14 protein-coding genes are annotated in these 20,822 nt (G+C 66.1%); 3 read left to right on the top strand and 11 right to left on the bottom strand.

Annotated features, from left to right (window positions below):
• Positions 1-2: 2 nt before the first annotated feature.
• Positions 3-2,228, top strand: coding sequence for a hypothetical protein (locus tag ACWKSV_RS03390; protein ID WP_483666891.1), 2,226 nt, complete (start codon positions 3-5; stop codon positions 2,226-2,228).
• A gap of 3 nt (positions 2,229-2,231) precedes the next feature.
• Complete coding sequence (locus ACWKSV_RS03385; protein WP_237243325.1) at positions 2,232-2,966, top strand: SDR family oxidoreductase; 735 nt, start codon at positions 2,232-2,234, stop codon at positions 2,964-2,966.
• Positions 2,967-2,975: 9 nt separating this feature from the next.
• On the opposite strand, the gene ACWKSV_RS03380 is transcribed toward ACWKSV_RS03385, so the two are convergent.
• On the bottom strand, positions 2,976-3,956 hold the full coding sequence (locus ACWKSV_RS03380; protein ID WP_083706632.1) for a methyltransferase: 981 nt from the start codon (positions 3,954-3,956) through the stop codon (positions 2,976-2,978).
• 66 nt (positions 3,957-4,022) lie between these two features.
• Positions 4,023-4,289, bottom strand: coding sequence for a hypothetical protein (locus ACWKSV_RS03375; protein WP_076715864.1), 267 nt, complete (start codon positions 4,287-4,289; stop codon positions 4,023-4,025).
• Between the two features lie 128 nt (positions 4,290-4,417).
• Here ACWKSV_RS03375 and ACWKSV_RS03370 point away from each other — a divergent pair, with 128 nt between their 5' ends.
• Entirely contained in the window at positions 4,418-6,745 is a 2,328-nt protein-coding gene (locus ACWKSV_RS03370) for an FdhF/YdeP family oxidoreductase (RefSeq protein WP_076715863.1), read from the top strand.
• A gap of 92 nt (positions 6,746-6,837) precedes the next feature.
• Here ACWKSV_RS03370 and ACWKSV_RS03365 read toward each other — a convergent pair whose 3' ends face one another.
• From ACWKSV_RS03365 to ACWKSV_RS03325, 9 genes are all read right to left on the bottom strand, one after another.
• Positions 6,838-8,271 (bottom strand): porin, encoded by a 1,434-nt coding sequence (locus ACWKSV_RS03365; protein ID WP_237243323.1) that lies wholly within the window; start codon positions 8,269-8,271, stop codon positions 6,838-6,840.
• Between the two features lie 49 nt (positions 8,272-8,320).
• On the bottom strand, positions 8,321-9,454 hold the full coding sequence (lldD, locus tag ACWKSV_RS03360) for an FMN-dependent L-lactate dehydrogenase LldD (RefSeq protein WP_076715862.1): 1,134 nt from the start codon (positions 9,452-9,454) through the stop codon (positions 8,321-8,323).
• A gap of 16 nt (positions 9,455-9,470) precedes the next feature.
• Positions 9,471-10,238, bottom strand: coding sequence for an FCD domain-containing protein (locus tag ACWKSV_RS03355; RefSeq protein WP_191864627.1), 768 nt, complete (start codon positions 10,236-10,238; stop codon positions 9,471-9,473).
• Positions 10,235-11,908, bottom strand: coding sequence for an L-lactate permease (gene lldP, locus ACWKSV_RS03350; RefSeq protein WP_076715860.1), 1,674 nt, complete (start codon positions 11,906-11,908; stop codon positions 10,235-10,237). Before lldP ends, ACWKSV_RS03355 begins: the two co-directional genes overlap by 4 nt.
• Before the next feature lie 404 nt (positions 11,909-12,312).
• The gene (locus tag ACWKSV_RS03345) at positions 12,313-13,788 is read right to left on the bottom strand and encodes a tryptophan halogenase family protein (RefSeq protein WP_076715858.1); all 1,476 of its coding nucleotides are present in this window, start codon (positions 13,786-13,788) and stop codon (positions 12,313-12,315) included.
• Between the two features lie 39 nt (positions 13,789-13,827).
• Positions 13,828-15,855: a hypothetical protein gene (locus tag ACWKSV_RS03340; protein ID WP_076715857.1), complete on the bottom strand. Its 2,028-nt coding sequence runs from the start codon at positions 15,853-15,855 to the stop codon at positions 13,828-13,830.
• Between the two features lie 5 nt (positions 15,856-15,860).
• Positions 15,861-18,743, bottom strand: a complete 2,883-nt coding sequence (locus tag ACWKSV_RS03335) for a TonB-dependent siderophore receptor (protein WP_076715855.1) — start codon at positions 18,741-18,743, stop codon at positions 15,861-15,863.
• Positions 18,744-18,849: 106 nt separating this feature from the next.
• Positions 18,850-19,803 (bottom strand): FecR family protein, encoded by a 954-nt coding sequence (locus tag ACWKSV_RS03330; protein WP_076715854.1) that lies wholly within the window; start codon positions 19,801-19,803, stop codon positions 18,850-18,852.
• Positions 19,800-20,474, bottom strand: coding sequence for an RNA polymerase sigma factor (locus ACWKSV_RS03325; protein WP_237243322.1), 675 nt, complete (start codon positions 20,472-20,474; stop codon positions 19,800-19,802). Before ACWKSV_RS03325 ends, ACWKSV_RS03330 begins: the two co-directional genes overlap by 4 nt.
• Positions 20,475-20,822 lie beyond the last annotated feature (348 nt).

Below are 20,822 nucleotides of genomic sequence, written 5' to 3'. Positions count from 1 at the left end.
CCATGCCCCGAACAGCGACGGCCGAAGCGCCGCCCGCGATCAGCCCCCATCTGCTCGACCTGCGCGACCTGCTACGCGACGAACCCGCGCCGCTGGCCGATTTCACCGTCGGCGATCTGATCATCCGGCTCCACCGGACCGCGACATCGGTCTTCGCGATCGTGCGCCGCAAGGGCAGCGCAGGCGGACTGGCGGTGCGGGCCGCCTATATACCGATGAGCTTCGACTGTGCGGTGCTACCGCCCGAGAAGGGCGAGGTTGCCCAGCTCCGCCTGACCAGCGCGATGGGCGAGCATGTCATCTCTTATATCGCCGACCGGCTGGCGGTGGAGCGGCTGCGCATCACGACCTGCTTCACTCCGGCCCGGCCGATGGTGCTGCCCCCCGCCCCGCGCGACCTCTATCCCCTTGGCGCGAGCGACGATCCCCTGCGGGCGCAAGGCGTGGTCGAGGCGTCGCAGCGCGGGCTGAACACCGGCCTCCTCTATTTTCGCATCGAGGCGCCCGCCTTTGGCAATGTCCTCTACATCCAGAATTTCACCGCTTCGAACGACTATTTCCGCACGACCGGCACCGTCCCGCGCGAGGCGGTGGCGGGGAACTGGCCTGAGCTGGGCTATGCGCTGCCCCTCCCCGATGCCGATGCCGATCCCGCCGAGGTCGCGTTGCCGGCGGGCGAGAGCGTCACGCTGTCCGACACCATCCTGGTCTTCCGCCACCATGCACCCCCGCACGAACGCGAGTCCGCCCGCCAGTTCGTGCAGATGCTGGGCAGCGCCTATGACCTGCTCGATCCGCCCCCCGTCGCCTATCGCGACTGGATCGACCGCGCCGAGCGGGCCGCGCGCGATCTGGACGAAGCGCCAGACGCCACGATCCGCCATTACGGCCACCGCTATGTCCACCCCTATACGGGCGCCGAATATCCCGACATCATGGTGCAGATGTCGGTCATCGCCGCGCTCCGCCGATGGGGCGATTGGCGGGGCGAGCCGCATCCCCTGGAAGCGGCGTTCAAGGCGGGGCTGCCACGTTTCTTTGATGAAAAGCTCGGCACGTTCCGCCGTTATCTGCCCAATGTCGGCAAGGACAAGAATGCCGATGCGGTCGACAGCTGGTATCTCTATCACCCCCTGCTGAACCTCGGCACGCTGGCGCTGGGCGGCGATGACGATGCGCGCGCGCTGTTCCTGAAGGCGATCGACTATGGCGTGCGGGTCGCGCGGCATTTCGACTATCGCTGGCCGATCGAATATGACGTCACCGACTTCTCGGTCATCACCAAGGAGGCCCCCGTCGACGGGCGCGGGCAGACCGATGTCGGCGGCATCTATGCCTGGGTCATGCTCCAGGCGTTCGAGCTGACCGATGACAAGACCTATCTCGACGAAGCGCGCGCCGCGATCGATGCCGCCATCGGGCTGGGCTTCAACCTCAACTACCAGGCCAATCTGACCGCCTGGGGCGCCGCCGCCTGCATGCGGTTGTGGCGGATCACCAATCGCGACGCCTATCGCGAGCAGAGCTATGTCTATCTCGCCAGCTTCCTGCACAATGCGGTGATCTGGGACAGCCGCATCGGCCATGCCGCGCATTACGAGACGTTCCTGGCGGTCACCTGCCTTCAGGACGCGCCCTATATGGCGATGTACGAGTGCTTCGACAGCTATGTCGCGTTCGAGCGTTATCTGGACGATGGCGGCCCCGACCTCGACCCCGAGGCGCGGATGCTGATCGGCGAATATTGCCGCCATGCCCTGTCGCGTGCTTGGTATTATTATCCCGACGCGCTGCCTCCCGAAGCCATTGCCGCGGAACAGCGCGAGGCCAACGGCCATATCGACAAGACCCTCTCCTTCCCGCTGGAGGATCTCTATCCCGATGGCCAGCCCGCCGGGCAGGTGCGACAGGAGGTGTACGGCGCAGGCGCGGCGTTCATCTTCGCCACCAGCGCCTTCCACCAAGTCGAGGGCGCGCCGTTCCGCCTCTATTGCGACATGCTGGTCCGCGCGGTCGAGCGGGTCGGCGACCATGCGTTGTCGATCGTGCTCGACGGGGGTGAGACGCGCACCGCCTCGCTGCGCCTCGTCCGGCTGAAGCGACGCACGCTGACCGACAGCCGCGTCACCACCGCCAGCGGCGAGACGATCGCCCCCGATGCCGTCAGCACCGACCGCGTCGATTATTGCGTGCCCGCGCAAGGCCGCCTGATCCTGACCTGGGAATAACCGATGACCAAGAACCCCACCATGTTGTCCGGCCGCCGCATCCTGCTGACCGGCGGCACCACCGGCATCGGCCGGGCCGCGCTGAAGGCGCTGGCGAACGAGGGCGCGCGCGTCCTGACCTTCGGACGGCATCAGGATGCGCTCGATGCCGCGCTGGCCGGGATCGACGGCGACGTGATCGGGATCGTCGAGGACGCCGCGACGCGCGACGGCATCGACCGGGTCTTCGCCGCGGTCGACGACCGGCTGGGGGGCATCGACATGCTGGTCGCCTGTGCCGCACTCGGCGCGCAGCCGATCCATGAGATGGCCGAGGAGGACTGGCGCTATGTGATCGACGCCAACCTGACCGGCTATCTCGCCTGCGCCCGCGCCGCGATCCTGCGCATGCAGGAGCAGGGCGGCGGCCATCTGCTGTTCGTCGGATCGATCAGCACCGAGATCAAGGCGGCGGGCGAAAGCGTCTATGCCGCGACCAAGGCGGGCATCCAGGCCTTTGCCGAGACGCTGCGCAAGGAGGTTGCGGACAAGCGCATCCGGGTCAGCGTGATCCAGCCCGGATCGGTCGACACCGACATGCAGGAATGCAGCGCGGAGGAGAAACAGACCGCTGTCGCCGAAGGCCGGATGCTGCCTGCCGAGGATGTCGCCGATGCGATCCTGTTCGTCCTCAGCCGATCGGCCAATTGCGACATCGTCAACCTGCGGATCGAACCGCTGATCCAGAAGACGGCATGAGGGGGGACGTCAGAGTCCCACCCGCCGTATGACCAACCCCACCGCCGCGATCCGTTCGACATCGACATAGGTCGGCTTTTCCAGCTCGTCGCCGAAGATGTCGGGGTCGAGTTCGGAATAGTCGACCTCGAAGCCGGTCGCGGGCAGCTGCTCGGCCAGCGCCATGCGCAGCACGTCCTGCCCATCGACGACCGAAGCGCCCGTATGCAGGATCAGTTGTCCCCTGGGCTTGAGCAGTGCCAGGGCCTGAAGCGTCCAGTCGAGCGAAAGCTGGCCGCCATACAGGTCGCCACCGTCGCGGTAAGCCCGGCGATCCGCGTCGATCATGAAGGGCGGATGGGTGACGATCTGGTCGAAGGAGTCGGTCAGCTCCTTTGGCGCCGACACATTTGCGACGCTGTGCGCGACACCGGCATGTTCGGCGTTGATCGACGCCAGGAACAGCGCGCGCGGGTTGATGTCGGCCAGCGTCAGATGCGAACCGCGCGCAACCCGCGCCGCGACGATCCCGCCGACCCCGGCCCCCGCACCATAGTCGAGGATGCGCCGCGCACCCATATCCATCCGCCCGATGATCAGCCTGGCGAACCGATAGCTGTCCGGCCCCAGAAACACCGAGTCCGTGGCCGTGGTCGGATAGGCGGAATGGAGGAACAGCGTCCCCTCGACGCGCGACACGCGCAATGTGGCTTGCAGGCACCCGTCATCGCGTTCGACCAGCATCTCCGCAGCGTCCAAGGCGGCACGCAGCTCGGCATCCAACACCGACGGCGAGAAGGGCAGGCTCCAGCCCAATATGTCCCGCACATCGTTCGCGGGTCGATCCCCGCGATTGACGAGCACCCGCGCATGGGTGGCGGGCGTCGGCGTCACGAACTGATAGTCGCGTGCCTCCAGCAATTGCAGGAGGCGCAACAGGCCCTCGCGCTGCCTGGCCGGTCCGGTTGAGCCCTGGGCCGCTTCCGGCCGCTGTTCGATTTCGCCTATCACTCTATGATCCTTGTGTTTTCTCCTTCAATATCGGGGGACAGGCGCAGTTCCCGGTTTCAATATGGATCAGCCTGTTGCTTGGCTCGGCTGCGCTTGCTCGATCGCTGCTGGCCGCCCACGCCGGGTGCCGAGAATTAGCAAGGCCAAGGCACTCGCCGCCCCGGCAACGAGGATCGAGGGCCGAACGCCAAGGCGGACCGCCGAACGGTCCAGCAGCACCTCTCCCCGCCCGACGGCGTTGACCAGTCGCGGCACGATCTGCGTGTCGATGAAGAATTTGGGGGCCGAAGGACCCGTCGTCTTTTTCAGCATATAGTCGCGACCGACCGTCATGGCATTTCTCCTTTTTAAATCCGTATCTTAGATCAAATTCGGGATAGCCGCCGCCGCCACAGGGTTAACGACAAGACCCGGCGAATGTTTCGCAAGGAAACGCCCGCCGCCCCGGCCGGAGATGCCCGATGAAAGCCACGTACAAGCCGTATCGCCTCCCCTCCGGTGGATGGGGCTCCGCGCGCTCGGTCGGCAATATCCTGCGCCGGGAGGGCGTGCTGGGCAGCGCCAGCGTCGCGCTGTCGCGGCATAACAAGGTCGATGGCTATCAGTGCAACAGCTGCGCCTGGGTAAAGCCCGCCACGCCGCTCCCCTTCGAATTCTGCGAAAACGGCGTGAAGGCGGTCGCCTGGGAACTGACCGCGCACCGCTGCACACCCGCCTTTTTCGCCGAACACACCGTCAGCGAGTTGCTGGGGTGGGACGATTACCATCTGGAACAGCCCGGCCGCCTGACCCATCCGCTCCGCTACGACGCCGCGACCGACACATATGTGCCGGTATCCTGGGGCCATGCCATCGCGGAGATCGCCCACGAACTGCGCGCGGTGGACGACAAGCAGCACGGCACCGTCTTCTACAGCTCCGGCCGATTGTCGAACGAAGGCAGCTATCTCTATCAGTTGTTCGCCCGGCTCTATGGCAACAACAATCTGCCCGACAGTTCGAACATGTGCCATGAAACGACCTCGGTCGCCCTGCCCGCCAGCATCGGCCAGGGGGTCGGCACGGTCGATCTGGGGGACTTTGCGAAAACCGACTGCCTAATGTTCTTCGGCCAGAATCCGGGGAGCAATTCGCCGCGCATGCTCCACCCGCTTCAGGAAGCCAGCCAGCGCGGGGTGCCGATCATCACCTTCAACCCGCTTCGCGAGCGGGGACTGGAGCGGTTCCTGAACCCGCAATCCCCGACCGAGATGCTGACAGGCAAGGATACGCGGATCAGCTCGGACTATCATCAGGTCAAGAATGGCGGCGATCTAGCGGCGATCGCGGGCATCTGCAAGGCGGTGCTGACGCTGCACGACGACGCCCTGGCGGCGGGTGGGCCACCTATCCTGGACCTCGCCTTCATCGACGCGCACACGCACGGGTTCGAACGCTTCGCCGACTGGTTACGGGCGCAGGACTGGGACGAACTGGAGCGGCGTTCGGGGCTGCATCGTGCCGATCTCGAAGCGACCGCGCTCATCTATGCCCATGCGCCGTCGACCATCGGCATTTACGGCATGGGCCTGACTCAGCATCGCGCGGGGGTCGAGACGGTGCAGATGCTGGTCAACCTTCTCCTGATGCGCGGCAATATCGGGCGGCCCGGTGCGGGCATCTGTCCCGTGCGCGGCCACAGCAATGTCCAGGGCCAGCGGACGGTCGGCGTCACCGAAAGGCCCGAGCTGTTCCCCCTCGACCGTCTGGGCGAGCAATTCGGCTTCGAGCCGCCGCGTGAGGCGGGGTACAACACGGTCGAGGCATGCGAGGCGATCCTCGATGGCCGGGTGAAGGCGTTCTTCATGCTGGGCGGCAATTTCGCCCGCGCGATCCCCGACCAGGGCCGGATGGAGCCCGCCTGGCGCCGGATGCGGTTGACCGTCAATGTCCTGACCAAGCTCAACCGCACCGCACTGCTCCCCGGCGAGATCAGCTATATCCTGCCGGTGATCGGGCGGCTGGAGATCGACGAGACGGCGGCCGGGCAGCAGGCGCTGTCGATGGAGGACACCTCCGGCTGCGTCCATGGCAATCGCGGGCTTCGCACGCCCGCTTCACCGCATCTCATCAGCGAGATCCGTCTGCTGTGCGAACTGGCCAAGCAGGTGTTCGAGCCCCATCCCAAGGTGCGGTGGGACGATTATATGACCGACTATGCCGAAATCCGGCGGGAGATCGCCTACACCCTGCCCGACAATTTCCACGATTATGAGACGCGCATGTGGGAGCCGGGCGGTTTCCAGCGCGACCTGCCCGCCAAGCGGCGCGAATGGCAAACCGATACCGGCCGCGCCAATTTCGTCACGCCGGAGGCACTCGACGAGGACCTCGACATGCCGGACGTCGGGCATGACGTGCTGCGACTGATGACCCTGCGCAGCAACGACCAGTTCAACACCACCGTCTATGGTTACAACGATCGTTTCCGGGGGATCGACGGCATCCGCAACGTCGTGCTGATGAACCGCTCCGACATCGATCGCCGGGGGCTGAAGGTGGGACAGGCGGTGACGCTGCGCACCGTGGCCGATGACGGCGTCGACCGGCATCTGTCGGGGATGATCGTCGTCGCCTATGACATTCCGGTCGGATGCATCGGCGGCTATTATCCAGAGTGCAACGTCCTGATGCCGGTGTGGCATTATGCGGTGGGCAGCAAGACGCCCGCCGCCAAATCCATTCCCGTGACGGTCGAAAGCGACGGCGATATCGTGCTTGAGCCTGGAATGGTGGAAACGTCAGCTTGATAACGCCTTTTGGCGGAGCCGATCGCCCTGTCTTCCTGAACGCTGGCAGGAACTGGACGCCTTTATCGCATTCCTCATGGGCGATGTGCCGCCTAAAATCCCTGCTTGACGGTGAAGTGCAGCCGTTCGAGTGTCCCCGAGGCCCCATTGGCCAGTTCGCGATGCGACAGGCGCGCCTCCACACCCATGTCGAGGCGCGGCAGCGGCGATAGGAACAGGTTGATCGCGGTGTCCCACACCTGCCGCGTCGACAGGGGCGACGCCGATGCCGGGTTCCAGACCCGCTGGAACGAGCCCATCCAGGTGCTGCGCAGCGTGCCGGTCCAGAAATGGCGCATACCGGCAAATCCCGCAATCAAGGGCACGGGCACCAGTCGGTCGTTCGCCATCTCATAGACCACGTCGGGCGCGACGTTCACGCCGACATAGCGCCCGATCCCGCGACCGCCGGTCATCATGAAGCGGACATCGTCGCCCTTGCCGGTGGGCAACGGCGCGATCCCCGCCAGCGATATGCCATAACCTTGCGTCGTCACCGCCGGTCGGGCCGTCGCGGGATCGACCCGCATCGCCCGGAACAGGCCCGTCACCGACAGGCTGGCCCCCTTCCCCGTCCAGAGCAACTGTCCGGTCAGGTCGGGGATGCTGTCGTCGTCATTGTCCGACAAGGCGGTCGCACCCGCCATCGCCGATACGGTTTCCGGATTCTCGATCGATGCGGAAGCGGTCCATCCGCCGCCGATGGGGCGGCTGTAGCGCAATAACATCTGCCGAACGAGCACGGTGCCGTCGGTCACGCCGACGAAATCGGCGGTTTCGGGCAGGGCCGCGACATATTGGAAATTGCTCCAGTCCTGCCCCATGGCGAAGCCACCATAACCCGCCACCGCGCGGCGCAGCCCGAAGCTATAGGGGTTGAGCGCCCGCTCGCCGCCGGACACCGCCGGGGCGACCTGAAAATCCGCTTCGATCAAGGTCGTCAGTGTCTGGCTGCCGACCGGCGTCGCGGTCTGGAAGGCGATGCGCGACTGTTTGGCCGAGGCATCGGTAAGGATGCCCGAACGCCGCCCGCCGACCGGGATCGATTGCGGCAGCGACAATTCGCGCCCCAGCGGATTGGTCGCGGTGTCGCCATTGCCGTAGCGACTGAAGATCAGGTCGCCCTTGACGAACCCCGCGATCCGAAAGCTGGTCTCGCCGATGCGGAAGCCATAGCCCGACGGAACGCTGGATGTACCCCCTTGGGCCGTGATCGAAGGGGTCCCCGCCGGACGAGGCAGCGGGTCCTGCGGCGACAGGCGCGCGGCGGGAGCGGGCGCGGCGGCGGCAACCGGGGTGGGCTGCACGGGCGGGCGTGCCGCATCCAGCGCGCGCTGCACCGCGTCGAGCTGTTGCTGCAACTGTTCGACCTTGCGGCGCAGCGCCTGATAATCCTCGGCGGTTTGCGCGGCGGCAGGTGTCGTTCCCGCCAGCGCCAGACCGGAAAACAAGGCGGCACGCGTGGTCCGCTGCCCGAGATGCGGCATCCTGTATCCCCTTTCGATATGGCCGGCGTTTGCGCCGGTCCGTTCCACGTCAGCGTGCGATGATGGTCGAATCGATGTCCGCGATCGTCCGTACGCCGGTCAGCGCCATCGCCACCCGCATTTCCCGGTCGAACAGCTCGAGCAGATTGGCGACCCCCGCCTGGCCATCGGCGGCCAGCGCATAGATGAAGGCCCGCCCCAGCATGACGGCATCCGCCCCCAGCGCCAGCATCCGCACCACGTCCAGCCCCGACCGTATGCCCGAATCCGCCAGGATCGTGAGCTGTCCCTTCACCGCGTCGGCAATGGCGGGCAAGGCGCGGGCCGAAGACAGCACGCCGTCGAGCTGCCGCCCGCCATGGTTCGACACGACGATGCCTTGCGCGCCGAATCGCACCGCCTCCCGCGCGTCCTCGACGTCGAGGATGCCCTTGATGACGATCGATCCCTTCCAGAAATCGCGGATCCATTGCAGATCGCGCCAGCCGATCCCCGGATCGAAATTCGCGCCCAGCCAGCCGATATAATCGGCCAGCCCCGTGGCCGCGCCGCGATAGGCCGAGATATTGCCCAGGTCGTGCGGCCGCCCATGGATGCCGACATCCCAGGCCCAGCGCGGATGGGTGACCGCCTGGAGCATCCGCCGCCACGCGGCATGGGGACCGGACATGCCCGAATGCGCATCGCGGTAACGGGCTCCCGGCACCGGCATGTCGACGGTGAAGACCAGCGTCTCCACCCCCGCCGCCTGCGCCCGCTCCAGCGCGTCACGCATGAAGCCGCGATCCTTCAGCACATAGAGCTGGAACCAGATCGGTGCAGGCGACTGGCGCTGCACCTCGTCAATGGCGCAGACCGACACGGTCGACAGGGTGAAGGGCACCCGCTTGTCCGCCGCCGCCCGCGCCGCCTGCACCTCGCCGCGCCTGGCATACATGCCGGTCAGCCCCACGGGGGCGAGCACCACCGGCATCCCAAGCGACTGTCCGAACAGCGTCGTGCTCAGGTCGATATCGGCGACGTCGCGCAGCACCCGCTGGCGCAGCGCCACGTCGGACAGGTCCGACACGTTGCGGCGCAGCGTATGTTCGGCATAGGCCCCGCCGTCGATATAGTGGAACAGGAACGGGGGCAGGCGACGCCGCGCGGCCTCGCGATAGTCGGTGGTGGCGGAGATGATCATCGGATCGTTCCTAAATCTATAGCGAGGGGTCGGCGTCGCGCGCGGCGGCGGCGCGTTCGGACCGGGCGAGGTCGTCCTCGACCCGCCGGACCGTGTTGCGCACGAATTCGAGATGGACATCGGCGGCCGCGCGCGCGCCGTCGGCGTCGCCCGCGACGATGCAATCCATGATCGCACGGTGCTGCGCCGACAGCGCCTCGAACGTCCGCGGCACGGCATAGATCTTTTCGCGGCTCTGCGAGATGCTGGTGTGGAGCAGTCCGAATAGGCTGGACATGACATGCGTCAGCACCGCGTTGCGCGAGGCATGGGCGATGGCGAGGTGGAAGGCGGCATCGGCATGCGCCTCCGCCGCGACGTCGCCCGCATCGTGCAGCTTCTCCATCGCGTCGAACCGGCGGCGGATGCGGTCCTTGTCCACCGCATCGGCGCGCCGCGCGGCATGATAGGCGGCCGCACCGTCGAGCGATTCCCGGACCTCGAAGATGTCGTGGCCATAACCCGGATTGGCCTCGACCAGCGGGGCCAGCGGTTCGGCGATCATCTGTTCGGTCCATTGCGCGGACGGCTCGGCCAGGATCGCCCCGGCGCGCGGGCGGATGGTGATGCGCCCCTGTGCCGCCAGCCTATTCATCGCCTCGCGCAGGATGTTGCGCGACACCCCCAGCGTCTCCGCCATCGCGCGTTCAGAGGGCAGGCGCGCGCCGGGCAGCAATTTGCGCTGCGCGATCAGATCCTCGATCGCGGCCTCCGCCCGGCCCGACACGCTCGATATGCCGCTCACGGGATCATCCACGGCACGAGATAGGCCTGGATCGTGGTGAGAATCCCGACCAGCGCGCAGAGCGGCAGGCTGTGGCGCACGGTGAAGCGGAACAGGTCGGATTCCTTGCCCACCAAGCCCACCGCAGCACAGGCGATGGCGATCGACTGTGGCGAGATCATCTTACCGGTGACGCCGCCGGTGGTGTTGACCGCGACGAGCAGCACGTCGCTGACGCCGATCTGGTGCGCGGTATTGGCCTGCAATGCCGCGAACAGCGCGTTCGCCGAGGTATCCGATCCGGTCAGGAACACGCCCAGCCAGCCGAGAAACGGCGAGAAGAAAGTAAAGGCCGATCCCGTATGCGCCAATGCCAGTGCCAGGGTCGCCGACAGTCCCGAATAATTGGCGAGGAACGCGAAGGCGAGGACCATGCCGATCGAATAGATCGGAACCAGCAGGCTTTTCAACGTCTCGACAAAGGTACGCGCCGCCTCCGCCGGCTTCATCCGCAGGAAGGCGATGGTCACGATCGCCGCCAGCATGATCGCGGTGCCGGTCGCCGACAGCCAGTCGAACTTGTATACCGCTTCATAGGGCGTGACCTGCGGCACGATCGGCGGCACCTTGGCGACCAGCTTGTCGAGGAACGGTACGTGCAGCTTCAGCACCAGGTGGGCGAGCGGCCCGTCGGCGGCGAAGAGCGCCTTGACCGGCGCGATGCTCCACAGCGTGACGAACACGGTCAGGATCAGGAAGGGCGACCAGGCCCAGGCGATCCTGGCGGGCGAATGGCGGACAGTCCGGGTCGAGATCGGCGCGACCGGCACCGCACCATCGGCGGCGACCTCTGCCGCGTTGAAGCGGAAGATGCGCCGGGGTTGCCAGAAGCGGAGGAAGATGGGCAGCGCGATCAGGGTCGCCAGCGCGGCGGTGATGTCGGGCAGTTCGGGCCCGATGAACTGCGCGGTCAGGAACTGGACGATGGCAAACGAACCGCCCGCGACCAGAATGGCGGGCCATGTCTCGCGCACCCCGCGCGGGCCGTCCATGATCAGGATCAGCCAGAAGGGCACGATGACCGACAGCAACGGCAACTGCCGCCCCGCCATCTGCCCGATCAGGAACGGGTCGATGCCGGTCACCTGCCCCGCGACGACGATCGGAATGCCCATCGCCCCGAACGCCACGGGGGCGGTGTTGGCGATCAGGCACAGGCCCGCCGCGTAGAGCGGGCGAAAGCCCAGCCCGACCAGCAGGGCCGACGTGATCGCGACCGGCGCGCCGAACCCGGCCGCCCCTTCCAAAAAGGCCCCGAACGCAAAACCGACCAGCAGCAGTTGCAGCCGCTGATCCTCGGTCACGGTCAGGATCGATTGCCGGATGATGTCGAACGCACCGGTCGCCACCGCGACCCGGTACAGGAACACCGCGCCGAGGATGATCCAGGCGATCGGCCACAACCCATAGAAGAAACCGAAGACCCCGGCCGCCAGCGCACTGTTCACCGGCATCCCGTACAGGGCGATCGCGACCGCCAGGGTCAGCGCAACGGTAATCGTGCCCGCCACATAACCTTTCAGGCGAAAGACGGTCAGCGCGAGAAAGAAGAAGATGATCGGTATGGCCGCGACCAGGCTGGAAAGCCAGATATTGCCCAACGGGTCGTAATTCTGCGCCCAAACCGCCACGGCACCTCTCCTGAAAGCTTGGTAGTACCAGATGCTTATTTATTGATTTAAGATCTGCTGTATGGTGGCCACCGTCAACTATCGACGGCACGGATCATCGCTTTCTGGTACTACCATGGAAAGTCACGGAGATTGCTGACAAAAGCTCTTCGACCATGACCGGAGACCGAAGACTGCGGCATATGACAGGCTGGCGAGATCGCGGGACAGCCTGCCAGTTTCACCGGCTAGGCAGGTCGGATAAAGCCCTACGGAGCAGGCCTGAAGCGAGGCTCGCGAAGCCTATGAGGGAAGCTGCGGTTTCGCCGTAAGGGATGGCGACACGTCGCCCTTCCCCGGCCTACGAGCCTGTGGCTTAGGCGATGTCGAATTGGCGGTTTTCGCCCGCCGCGACCGGCAAAGGCTTACGAGAGAGGCGGCATAGCCGCCGTCGTTTTGACGATGTCCGCTCGTAAGGCGGCCAATTGGCGCAAATTGTCTTCCCGCCCCAGAACTTCGACCAGCGGATTATGATCGCCCGGGCGTTCGCCTTGGCCGTCGAGAACGGCGAACCAGCTCGCGTCGCGGAACAACTCGTCGCTCGACAGGACGATACGACCCGAGCCTCGGAAATGCCCGAGCTTCTCCGCCAGCGTATCGGGAATCGCCATCGCCTGTCGCTCGCGCCACATCGGTTCGTCGCGGCCCGTGGTGGCGTGATAATGCAGGATCAGGAAATCACGCACGTCGAGCATCTCTTGCCCGAACACCCGGTTGAACTGTCGCGCCAGCAGGGGCGAGCAATCGGCCGCTGGAAAGAGTGACAGCAATTTGGCGATGCCGCTTTGGATCAGGTGGATGCTGGTCGATTCCAGCGGCTCGAGGAAACCGCTCGACAAGCCGATCGCGACGACATTGGCCCGCCACGCCTCCCGCCGCATTCCGGGGGTAAAGCGTATCAGACGCGGTTCGGCGAGCGGCGGCCCGTCCATCCCGGCGATGAGTGAGGCGCGTGCTTCCTCTTCGTCCTGGAACCGGCTGGAAAAGACATAGCCGTTGCCGACCCGGTGCTGGAGCGGAATGCGCCAGCGCCACCCCGCCTCGGCCGCCGTCGCGCGGGTATAGGGCGTGCGATCGCTCTCCGCCGCGCTCGGTGCCGCCCAAGCCCGGTCGCAGGGCAGCCAGTGCGACCAATCGTCAAAGCCGATATCCAGTGCCTGGCCGATCAGCAGCGCGCGCAACCCCGAGCAGTCGATGAACAGGTCCCCCGCCACGACCTGCCCGCCGTCCAGGGTCAGCGACCGGACGAAGCCGCTTTCCCCGTCCTGATCCACCGACGCGACGACGCCTTCGATCCGGCGCACGCCCGCGCGCTCGGCCAGTCCGCGCAGATATCGCGCATAGAGCCCAGCATCGAAATGATAGGCATAACCCAGCGTCGAGAGAAGCGAACGGCGATCCGCGACGGGACGCGCGAACCGCCCCGCTCGTGCCGCCCGTGCGGTCAGCGAATAGGCCTCGGTCGGTGCGCGGTCGCCATCGGCGCGGGCGCGGATCAGGCGGTGGAGGAACATCGCGCCGTCACCCGGCGGGCCGTATGTGCCGAAGGGGTGGAAGTACCGGCTCCCCTCGCCGTTCCAGCCGACAAACTCGATGCCGAGCTTCACGGTCGCCTTGGTCTCGGCCATGAACTGACGCTCGTCCAATCCGATGATCTGATTGAACCAGTGGATGGTCGGGATGGTCGCCTCGCCGACACCGATCGTGCCGATGGCATCGGACTCGACCAGGGTGATCGCGACACCCTGCCCCGCCAGCGCACGCGACAGGGCGGCGGCCGTCATCCAGCCCGCCGTCCCCCCGCCCAGGATCACGATCCGGCGAATACGTTTGTCCGTCATGGGCGCCAGCCTAACCGATGATCCTCGTGCCAGCGAGCATCATCGGCCCGAACAGGCGACCGGCCGCCCCGCCGGGCGACGGAGCGCGAGATAGACGGTGCTCCACAACTGCGCTGCGTTGGACTCGTCGACATCGGCACCCGCCGCACCGAAGGGTACGACCTGGTAGCGGCCATCGGCATAGCGCCATGACCACAGCTCGGAGCTTTGCACCCTGCGCGTCGCCTCGATCCCGTCCCACAGGCAGGATTGCGCGCGGGCCAGCGACGCACGGACATCGGCGGGCAGGTCACGCCGCTCCAGTTGCCGGGCCAAACCGGCCGCGACCAGCGCCTGCTGCCAGCTCCACACCACCGTACCGTGATAGGCGTTGGGCGAGAATTTGCGCTGGATCGCCGCGTCGGCAAAGGCGGGATTGGCGACCAGCATCCCCACCCCTGTTCGCAGGCCGGCCGGAAAGGCGTCGATGAAGCTGCTCGCCATCACCTTCAGCGTTTCGGCCGGGGGTCGGGCGAAGAGCAAGGCAAAGCCGGGATCGCTATTCTGCACCGGAATCGACCGTCCTTGCGCATCGAGCGCGATCGCCGGGAAGCGCATCGGCGCATTGCCGATCGACGCCAGCGCGGGTGCGTCCGGTACGCCGATCATGCGCGCATAGCCGCTGACGGCCTGGCGTGCCTCGGCGGCGGTCAGCGTGACGTCGAACAGCGGGGGGGCTTTGGCTCGCCAGATATCGGCCACCGCCCGCGCCCCGCCAAACGCCTTGGCATCACTGGCAGAAAGATAGGGCCGGAGCAGCCCGCTGGCCGCCAACGCCGCCGCCGAGTCCAGCGCGGCGGGCACGAGTACGGCGTTGACGTCGTAGGGGATGCGGCCCCCCGCCAGTCCGTCATTGCTGTCGCGCCATTCGCCCGCATCCATGCCGGGCTTCAGCGCGATCAGCTTCGCCGGAACCGGATCCCGGGCAAATGGCTGGGCCTGACGCAGGACGAAGCGGAGATTGCGCACCATCCGTGCGCCCATCGTCTCGCCACCCACCCGCTGCGCCAGGAACGCCGCCGCCCGCGCCCGTCCCCGGGGATCGTCGAGCAACCACGCCCGCGCGACGGGTGCGAGCATATAATCGCTGTCGACCATGTTGTAGTTGTAGACGGGGGCGTCCGAGACGCTGCCATCGGCCTTGCGATGGTCGAGGATCGCGAACTCGCCGATATCCTCCTCATGCGCCACCTCGCCCTGCGGCGACAGGCGCACCAGCACCGATGACAGGCCCGTTTCCACCGCCGCAGGCTGTAGCGCCGGCATCAGGAGACGGACCGACATCAGCGTGTCACGCCCGAAATAGGTATCGAACCGCCACGACCCGGCCAGGAACTTCTCGGCATAGCTGAGGAAGGTCAGCGCGTTGCGCGCGCCCTGGTCGGGCTGCGCCTTGGCGTTGAGCAGGTCCGCACCCCCACGCGGGGTCAACGGCGTCTCGCCGGTCAGCGCCGTCACGGCGAAGCGTATCCGCCCGTCCTTGCCCGCCAGGATCGCGCCATTGTCGATCCGGCCATCGGTGACGGCCACGGCCAGGTCATAACCCGCAGCGCCATCCAGCCGGTCGCGCGACCAGCGGATCGCACCCGCCGTCATCCGCGGACGGGTCAGCACCTCGGCGGGGGCGGTGCCGAGTGCCTGATAATCGCGGATGACGCGGATGCTGGACAGCACAGCCTGACGCGGAACCAGGCGCTCCGCATCGATCGTCACGGTGAAGCGCACGCCGTGGAGCGGCCGCCCCCTGGCATCGTTGACGGTGACCGGCTCCGGTTCACCCTCCAGCCGCCACTCGGCCTCCCGCGCCAGCGGCTCGAACCATAGGGCGGTGCCGCTATTGCCCGCCGGAAAGGCGACGAGGAGGCGGGGTTGCTTCCCCGATTTCAACACGACATGCGCCGCGACCGGGCCGGAGCGCGTGAAGCTGTTGATGTTCAGCCCTTCGCGCAAGGCATAATGCTCGACCGGTGCCGCGCCGGTCAGGCCGAGCAACACGGCCAGCCCCAGCGACAGCCGCAACCCCGCCATGGCCCTCACAGCTTGAGCGTCGCGCTGATCAGGGCATTGCGCCCGACGATCGCACGGCCATAAAAATAGCCGTCGACGATCGTCTGGGTCTGGCCCTGACGTGGATTGCCCTCGGTAAAGCCCTTCACGTCGGTCAGGTTGTCGACGCTGACCGACAGGTTCAGGCGCGGCGTGGCGTCGATACTGGCGCCGATCGAGAAGACGCCATAGTCGGGCAGCGCGATACCGTTGCCGCTGTCCGCGAAGATCTTGCCGATATATTTGTAGCGCCCGTAAATCTCGCCCAGGCCGCCGGGCAGGACGAAGGACGGGGTAACGGTCAGCAGTTTCTTCGGCGTGCGCTCGGGCGTGTTGCCGTCATATTGCGGCTGGGCGACGCCGTTGAAGCGGAGGTTGCTGAGCTTGGGGTCCTGATAGACACCCTGCACGTTCAGGCTGAAGAACTCGACCGGACGCAAGGTCACATCCAGTTGCACGCCGTTGGTGAAGTTGTCGGCCAGTGCATTGCTCGCCTGGGCCGGGTTGGCCGGGTCGATGAACTGGTAGTTCTGGTCGCGGAACTCGGTACGGAAACCGATGACCGAGGCGTTAAAGCCGTTCGCCTTGAATCGTACGCCGCCCTCGTACAACGTCAGCGCGGTTGGTGCATGAGTGCCGCCGGTATCGCCGCCATCGGTCTGGAAGCCGCGCGCGCCACGTACATAGAGCGCGACATGATCGGTCAGCTCGTAATTGATGCCCGCCGTATAGGCCCAATCGGAATAATTGGCGGTCTGGCGGGTATAGGTGCCACTGAACGTGCTGCCGACATTGTCGTACAGGCCCGGCGTGCCCGCTGGAACCGCGGCGTTGACGGCCGCGGAATTGCCGATGTCGACCCGGACATGCTGATGCTCGTAGCGCGCACCGAAGTCGATGTGCAGCCGGTCACCGATGGTCAGTTCGTCGTTGAAATAGGCCGACAGCGACGTGACCTCGTCGTTGAACAGGCCTTGTCCCCAATTGCCGTAATTGACCATGCCGTTGTTGGTCAGCGATCCCAACACGCCGCCCGCCGCGTTCAGCGCGACCATGTCATAGACGTTGGAGTCGTTGCGCACGTCGTTCAGCACGGTCGCAACCGCCGACTGGTTGTTGGAGCGGCGGACATTATAGACCATGCCGCCGACGGTCAGCGAATTGTCGATATTGCCGCCGCCGAAATCCCATTTCACACCGAAATCGCTGCCGAAATCCTTGGTCGACAGAGTCTGGTGGTTGAGCACCGTCTGCTGAAGCAGGCCATTGCCGTTCAGGCCGTTGAGCGCGGCGGTGTTTGACGCGGCAATCACCTGCCCGGTGCGAATGTTGCGCAGGCCATATTGCGCGACGCCGGGAAAGCGGAGCGCGGCAACTTGGAAATAGGTCAGCGGCGAGGCTTGAAGCGGGGTCAGCCCGGCCAGCGGCGAAGACGCAGGCGTCAGATAGTTGAGCGCCGATGTCAGGCCTGCGGTGCCCGACCCGCTGCCTGGAAAGATGCCGTTGAAATCATAGGATCCGTCCAGATAACGCGCGCGACCGAACAGGCGCAGGCTGGGGCTGACCGGAACCTCGACATCGATGCGATAGGTATTGGCCTTCACATGGATACCGTCGGCCGAGCTGAATCGGCGCAGGCTTTCGCCGGTCGCGGGCGCGTTGGGCACGAGGAACTGGGTAAAGCCGCGCCCGCCCGCATCATCACGCTTCAGGTCCAGGCCGGGCACGCTGCCGATCGTGCCGTCCGCCGCCACCCGGAACGGCATGCCGGCATAATAAGGGAAATGCTTGTCGCCATGCTTCACCGTGAAGCGGACGAGGCCGCCATTGGCGAACTTCTTCTCCAGCATCGCCTTCACGTCATAGGCGTTGAAGGTGAAAGGCGTACGGCGCACGCCCTTTTGGGAGGTGACATAACCGCCGACATTGAACGCCCAGCCATCGGCGATCGGTGCGGAGAAATAGCCATCGGCGCGCAGGTCGCCATAGGTGGTGCCGGTGTAGCGCACCATCGCCCTCGCCTTGTCATGGTCGGGCTTCAGCGAAATGAAGTTGATCGTCGCGCCCGCACCATTGGGGGCCAGCACGCCCGATGTGCCGCCCTCGACCGCCTCAAGCCGATTGATGGTGATGTCGTTCTGAAAATAGAAATCCGCGCCGCCGCCGCCATAGAGGATCGGCATGCCGTCCTCTTCCAGCGTGATGAAGGTCTGGCCGCCACCACGCAGGCCGCGCACGGAATAGTTGTTCGAGATCGGCCCCGCCGTGCCCTCGACGAAAATGCCGGGCACCAGTTCCAGCGTCTCGGCGGTCGAGCGCGGGGCCTTGCGCAGCAGGTCCGCCGCGCTCGCCAGCGTGACGTTGGACGAGGAGTTGAACAGCGTCCGACGGTCCGAGGTGTTGCCGGTAACGATGATCTCGTTCTGCGCCCCGTCGTCGGCCTGTTTGGTGTCGGCGGCCGCACTTTCGTCCGCCATGGCGGCGGGCGTGCTGCCCGGCCGGGGTCCGCCGTCCTGCGGCAGGGTGTAGCCCACCGTCCGCGTCACCGCCGGCTTGCCCGCCCCGATCACTGCCGTCCGCCCGTCGAACGAGAGCAGCCGCAGGTGGCTGGGCCCGATCAACCGCTTCAGCCCTTCCTCAATGCTCAGCTGTCCTTTGACGGCCGACACGGTCTGGCCGCGCGTCACGTCGCTCGGCGCAAGGATCTGGATGCCCGCCTGCTGGGCGAAGCGGACCAGCCCGGTCGTTGCGGGCTGACGGGGAATATCGAAGTTGCGGACCGTCGCCTGAGCAGCGACGGCAGGCGATACGATCCCGGCGGCGATCGCCACCATCGAGACAAGCGGAATGGTCAGAATCTGGCTGCGCATGGCACCCCTCCCAGAAGTTTTTTCGACACGCTTCATACGGCGCTGATCCAAGGATGCGCGGCCGCCGCGTTTCCGTCGCCCCGCCATCAAATTTTTCAAAACAATTTTACTGGGGAATAATGCGGGTCACGTCGCCTTTGCCCGGCACCTGGCGGCGCTCGACCCGGCCACCGACCATAGCCGCGCTGGCGGCCGCGAAGCCGTCGACATCATAGATGCGGAACCAGCCCACGACGCGCCGTCCGGCCAGTGGCGGCGCGACTTCCAGCTGGTCGTTGTTGTAGCGATTGAACTCCACCACCGCCTGCCCCAGCGTCATATCGTCGAGCACGATGCGCCCTTCCCGCCACGCCAATTGCTGGTCCGACGCCTGGGGCTGCATCGCCCGTACCGCCATCCGGCCGGGATGCAGGACCGCCCATTCGCCTGCGGCCACACGGCGCGGCGGCGCGGTGCTGTCGACCGACCAGATCTTCACCACCCCCTTCGTCACCACCACGCGAGCGGCTTCGCCCTCCCGCCGGACATCGAAGGCCGTGCCGACCGCCTGGACTCGATAGGGGCCGCTCGCCACCACAAATGGTCGCTTCGGATTATGCGCGACCTGGAACCAGGCCTCGCCCTTGCTGACATCGATATGTCGCTCGGCGGGCGTGAAGGCCACGCGCAGGGTCGTGCCGCTGTTGACGAGCGCGACCGATCCATCGGCGAGCGGCATGCGCCGTATTTCGCCGATCCGCGTATCGATGCGCTCCCCCCGGTCGGGCCAGAACCCGAGGCTTAGCCCGGCCACCAGCGCGGCCGCCATCGCGCCGCCGCCCCACCGCCGCCAATGCCGCCGATCGCGATGCGCACGCCCCTCATCCTCGAACCCATCGTCTTCGGAAAGCCCCGACAGGGCCCGAGCACGGTCGAGCAGACCCAGCGCCGCCCTTGCGCGCAGGAGAGCCCCGCGATGCCGCCCATCCTCCTCCAACCAGGTCGCCAGCCTGGCGTCCTCGTCACTATCCAAGCCCCGGTCGATGGCGGCCGCCCAGCGACAGGCGATATCGTCGATCATCGTCCGCCCCCCAATCCTCGGCGGATCGCGCGCGCGGTCCGGGACTGACGACGACGGATCGGAAGCTCGGCCTTTTCTTCCTCGCTCAGTTGGTCCAGAATTCGCTTCAGGCCGCGCGCGACGTCATTTTCCACCACGGTTTCCGGGATATGCAGCCGCATCGCGATGTCGCGCTGCGCCATGCCGTCGATCTTGCGCAGCCGGAAGATCTGACGCGCACGATCCGGCAGTGCATCGATCAGGCGCTCGATCCGGGCCAGCATATGGCGCTCGGCGACGATCTCTTCGGGCGAATGGGACAGGTCGGGTGCGCTGTCCAACTCGGCCAGACCGCTGGCCGCGTCGATGCTGACGACCCGCTCGCGCCTGATCTGCTCCAGCACGACGTTGCGCGCGGCGCGGAAGAAGTAACGGCGTGGGTCGTCGATATGGGCGAACCCGTCGAGCCTGCTGATCCGGCAGTAGGTTTCCTGCACCACGTCATCCACGTCGACCGCCGGAAACGCCGCACGCAGCCAGATCCGCAACTGCCGCTCATGCGGCAGAATGTAACGACCGACCCAGGCGACAAGCTGATCCGAACTCACGCGGCTCCCCTCATCATCCAAGATGCAGCAGGCTTGCCTTTCCGTCGAGACAATCGGTAATTTTACGGCAAGCCGATCGGGCACGGCCCAGATTCGCCGGTCCGCTCCCATGCGCGGGGAAATGCCGTCTAAGTTTGCGGTGTTGCGGGCGTGATCCGGCCCGACAATCCTGGATTGGTAGCCGCATAGCTCGACATATTGGCCTCAAGAACGAAGGCAAGCGTCGAGACGACGTCGATCCATTTCCTGGTACGTGGTCGCGTTGCAGCACACCAGGCATCGGCCGGTCGTTAATTCCGATCAGCGGATTGAGTCCGAACGGTAAAGGCGCGACTTTCCGCGTTAGGAAATTTCGAATTCGAACCGCCGCTCGATGGCTGCCTCAATGCCCTGCAGGCATCGATCCCGCAACGGCCAAACGGCAACGCTTCG

This window comes from Sphingomonas sp. SphC10 (genome assembly GCF_057004845.1).
The sequence above is the reverse complement of the archived record's forward strand: the minus strand, read 5'-3'. Positions and strand labels throughout refer to the sequence as shown.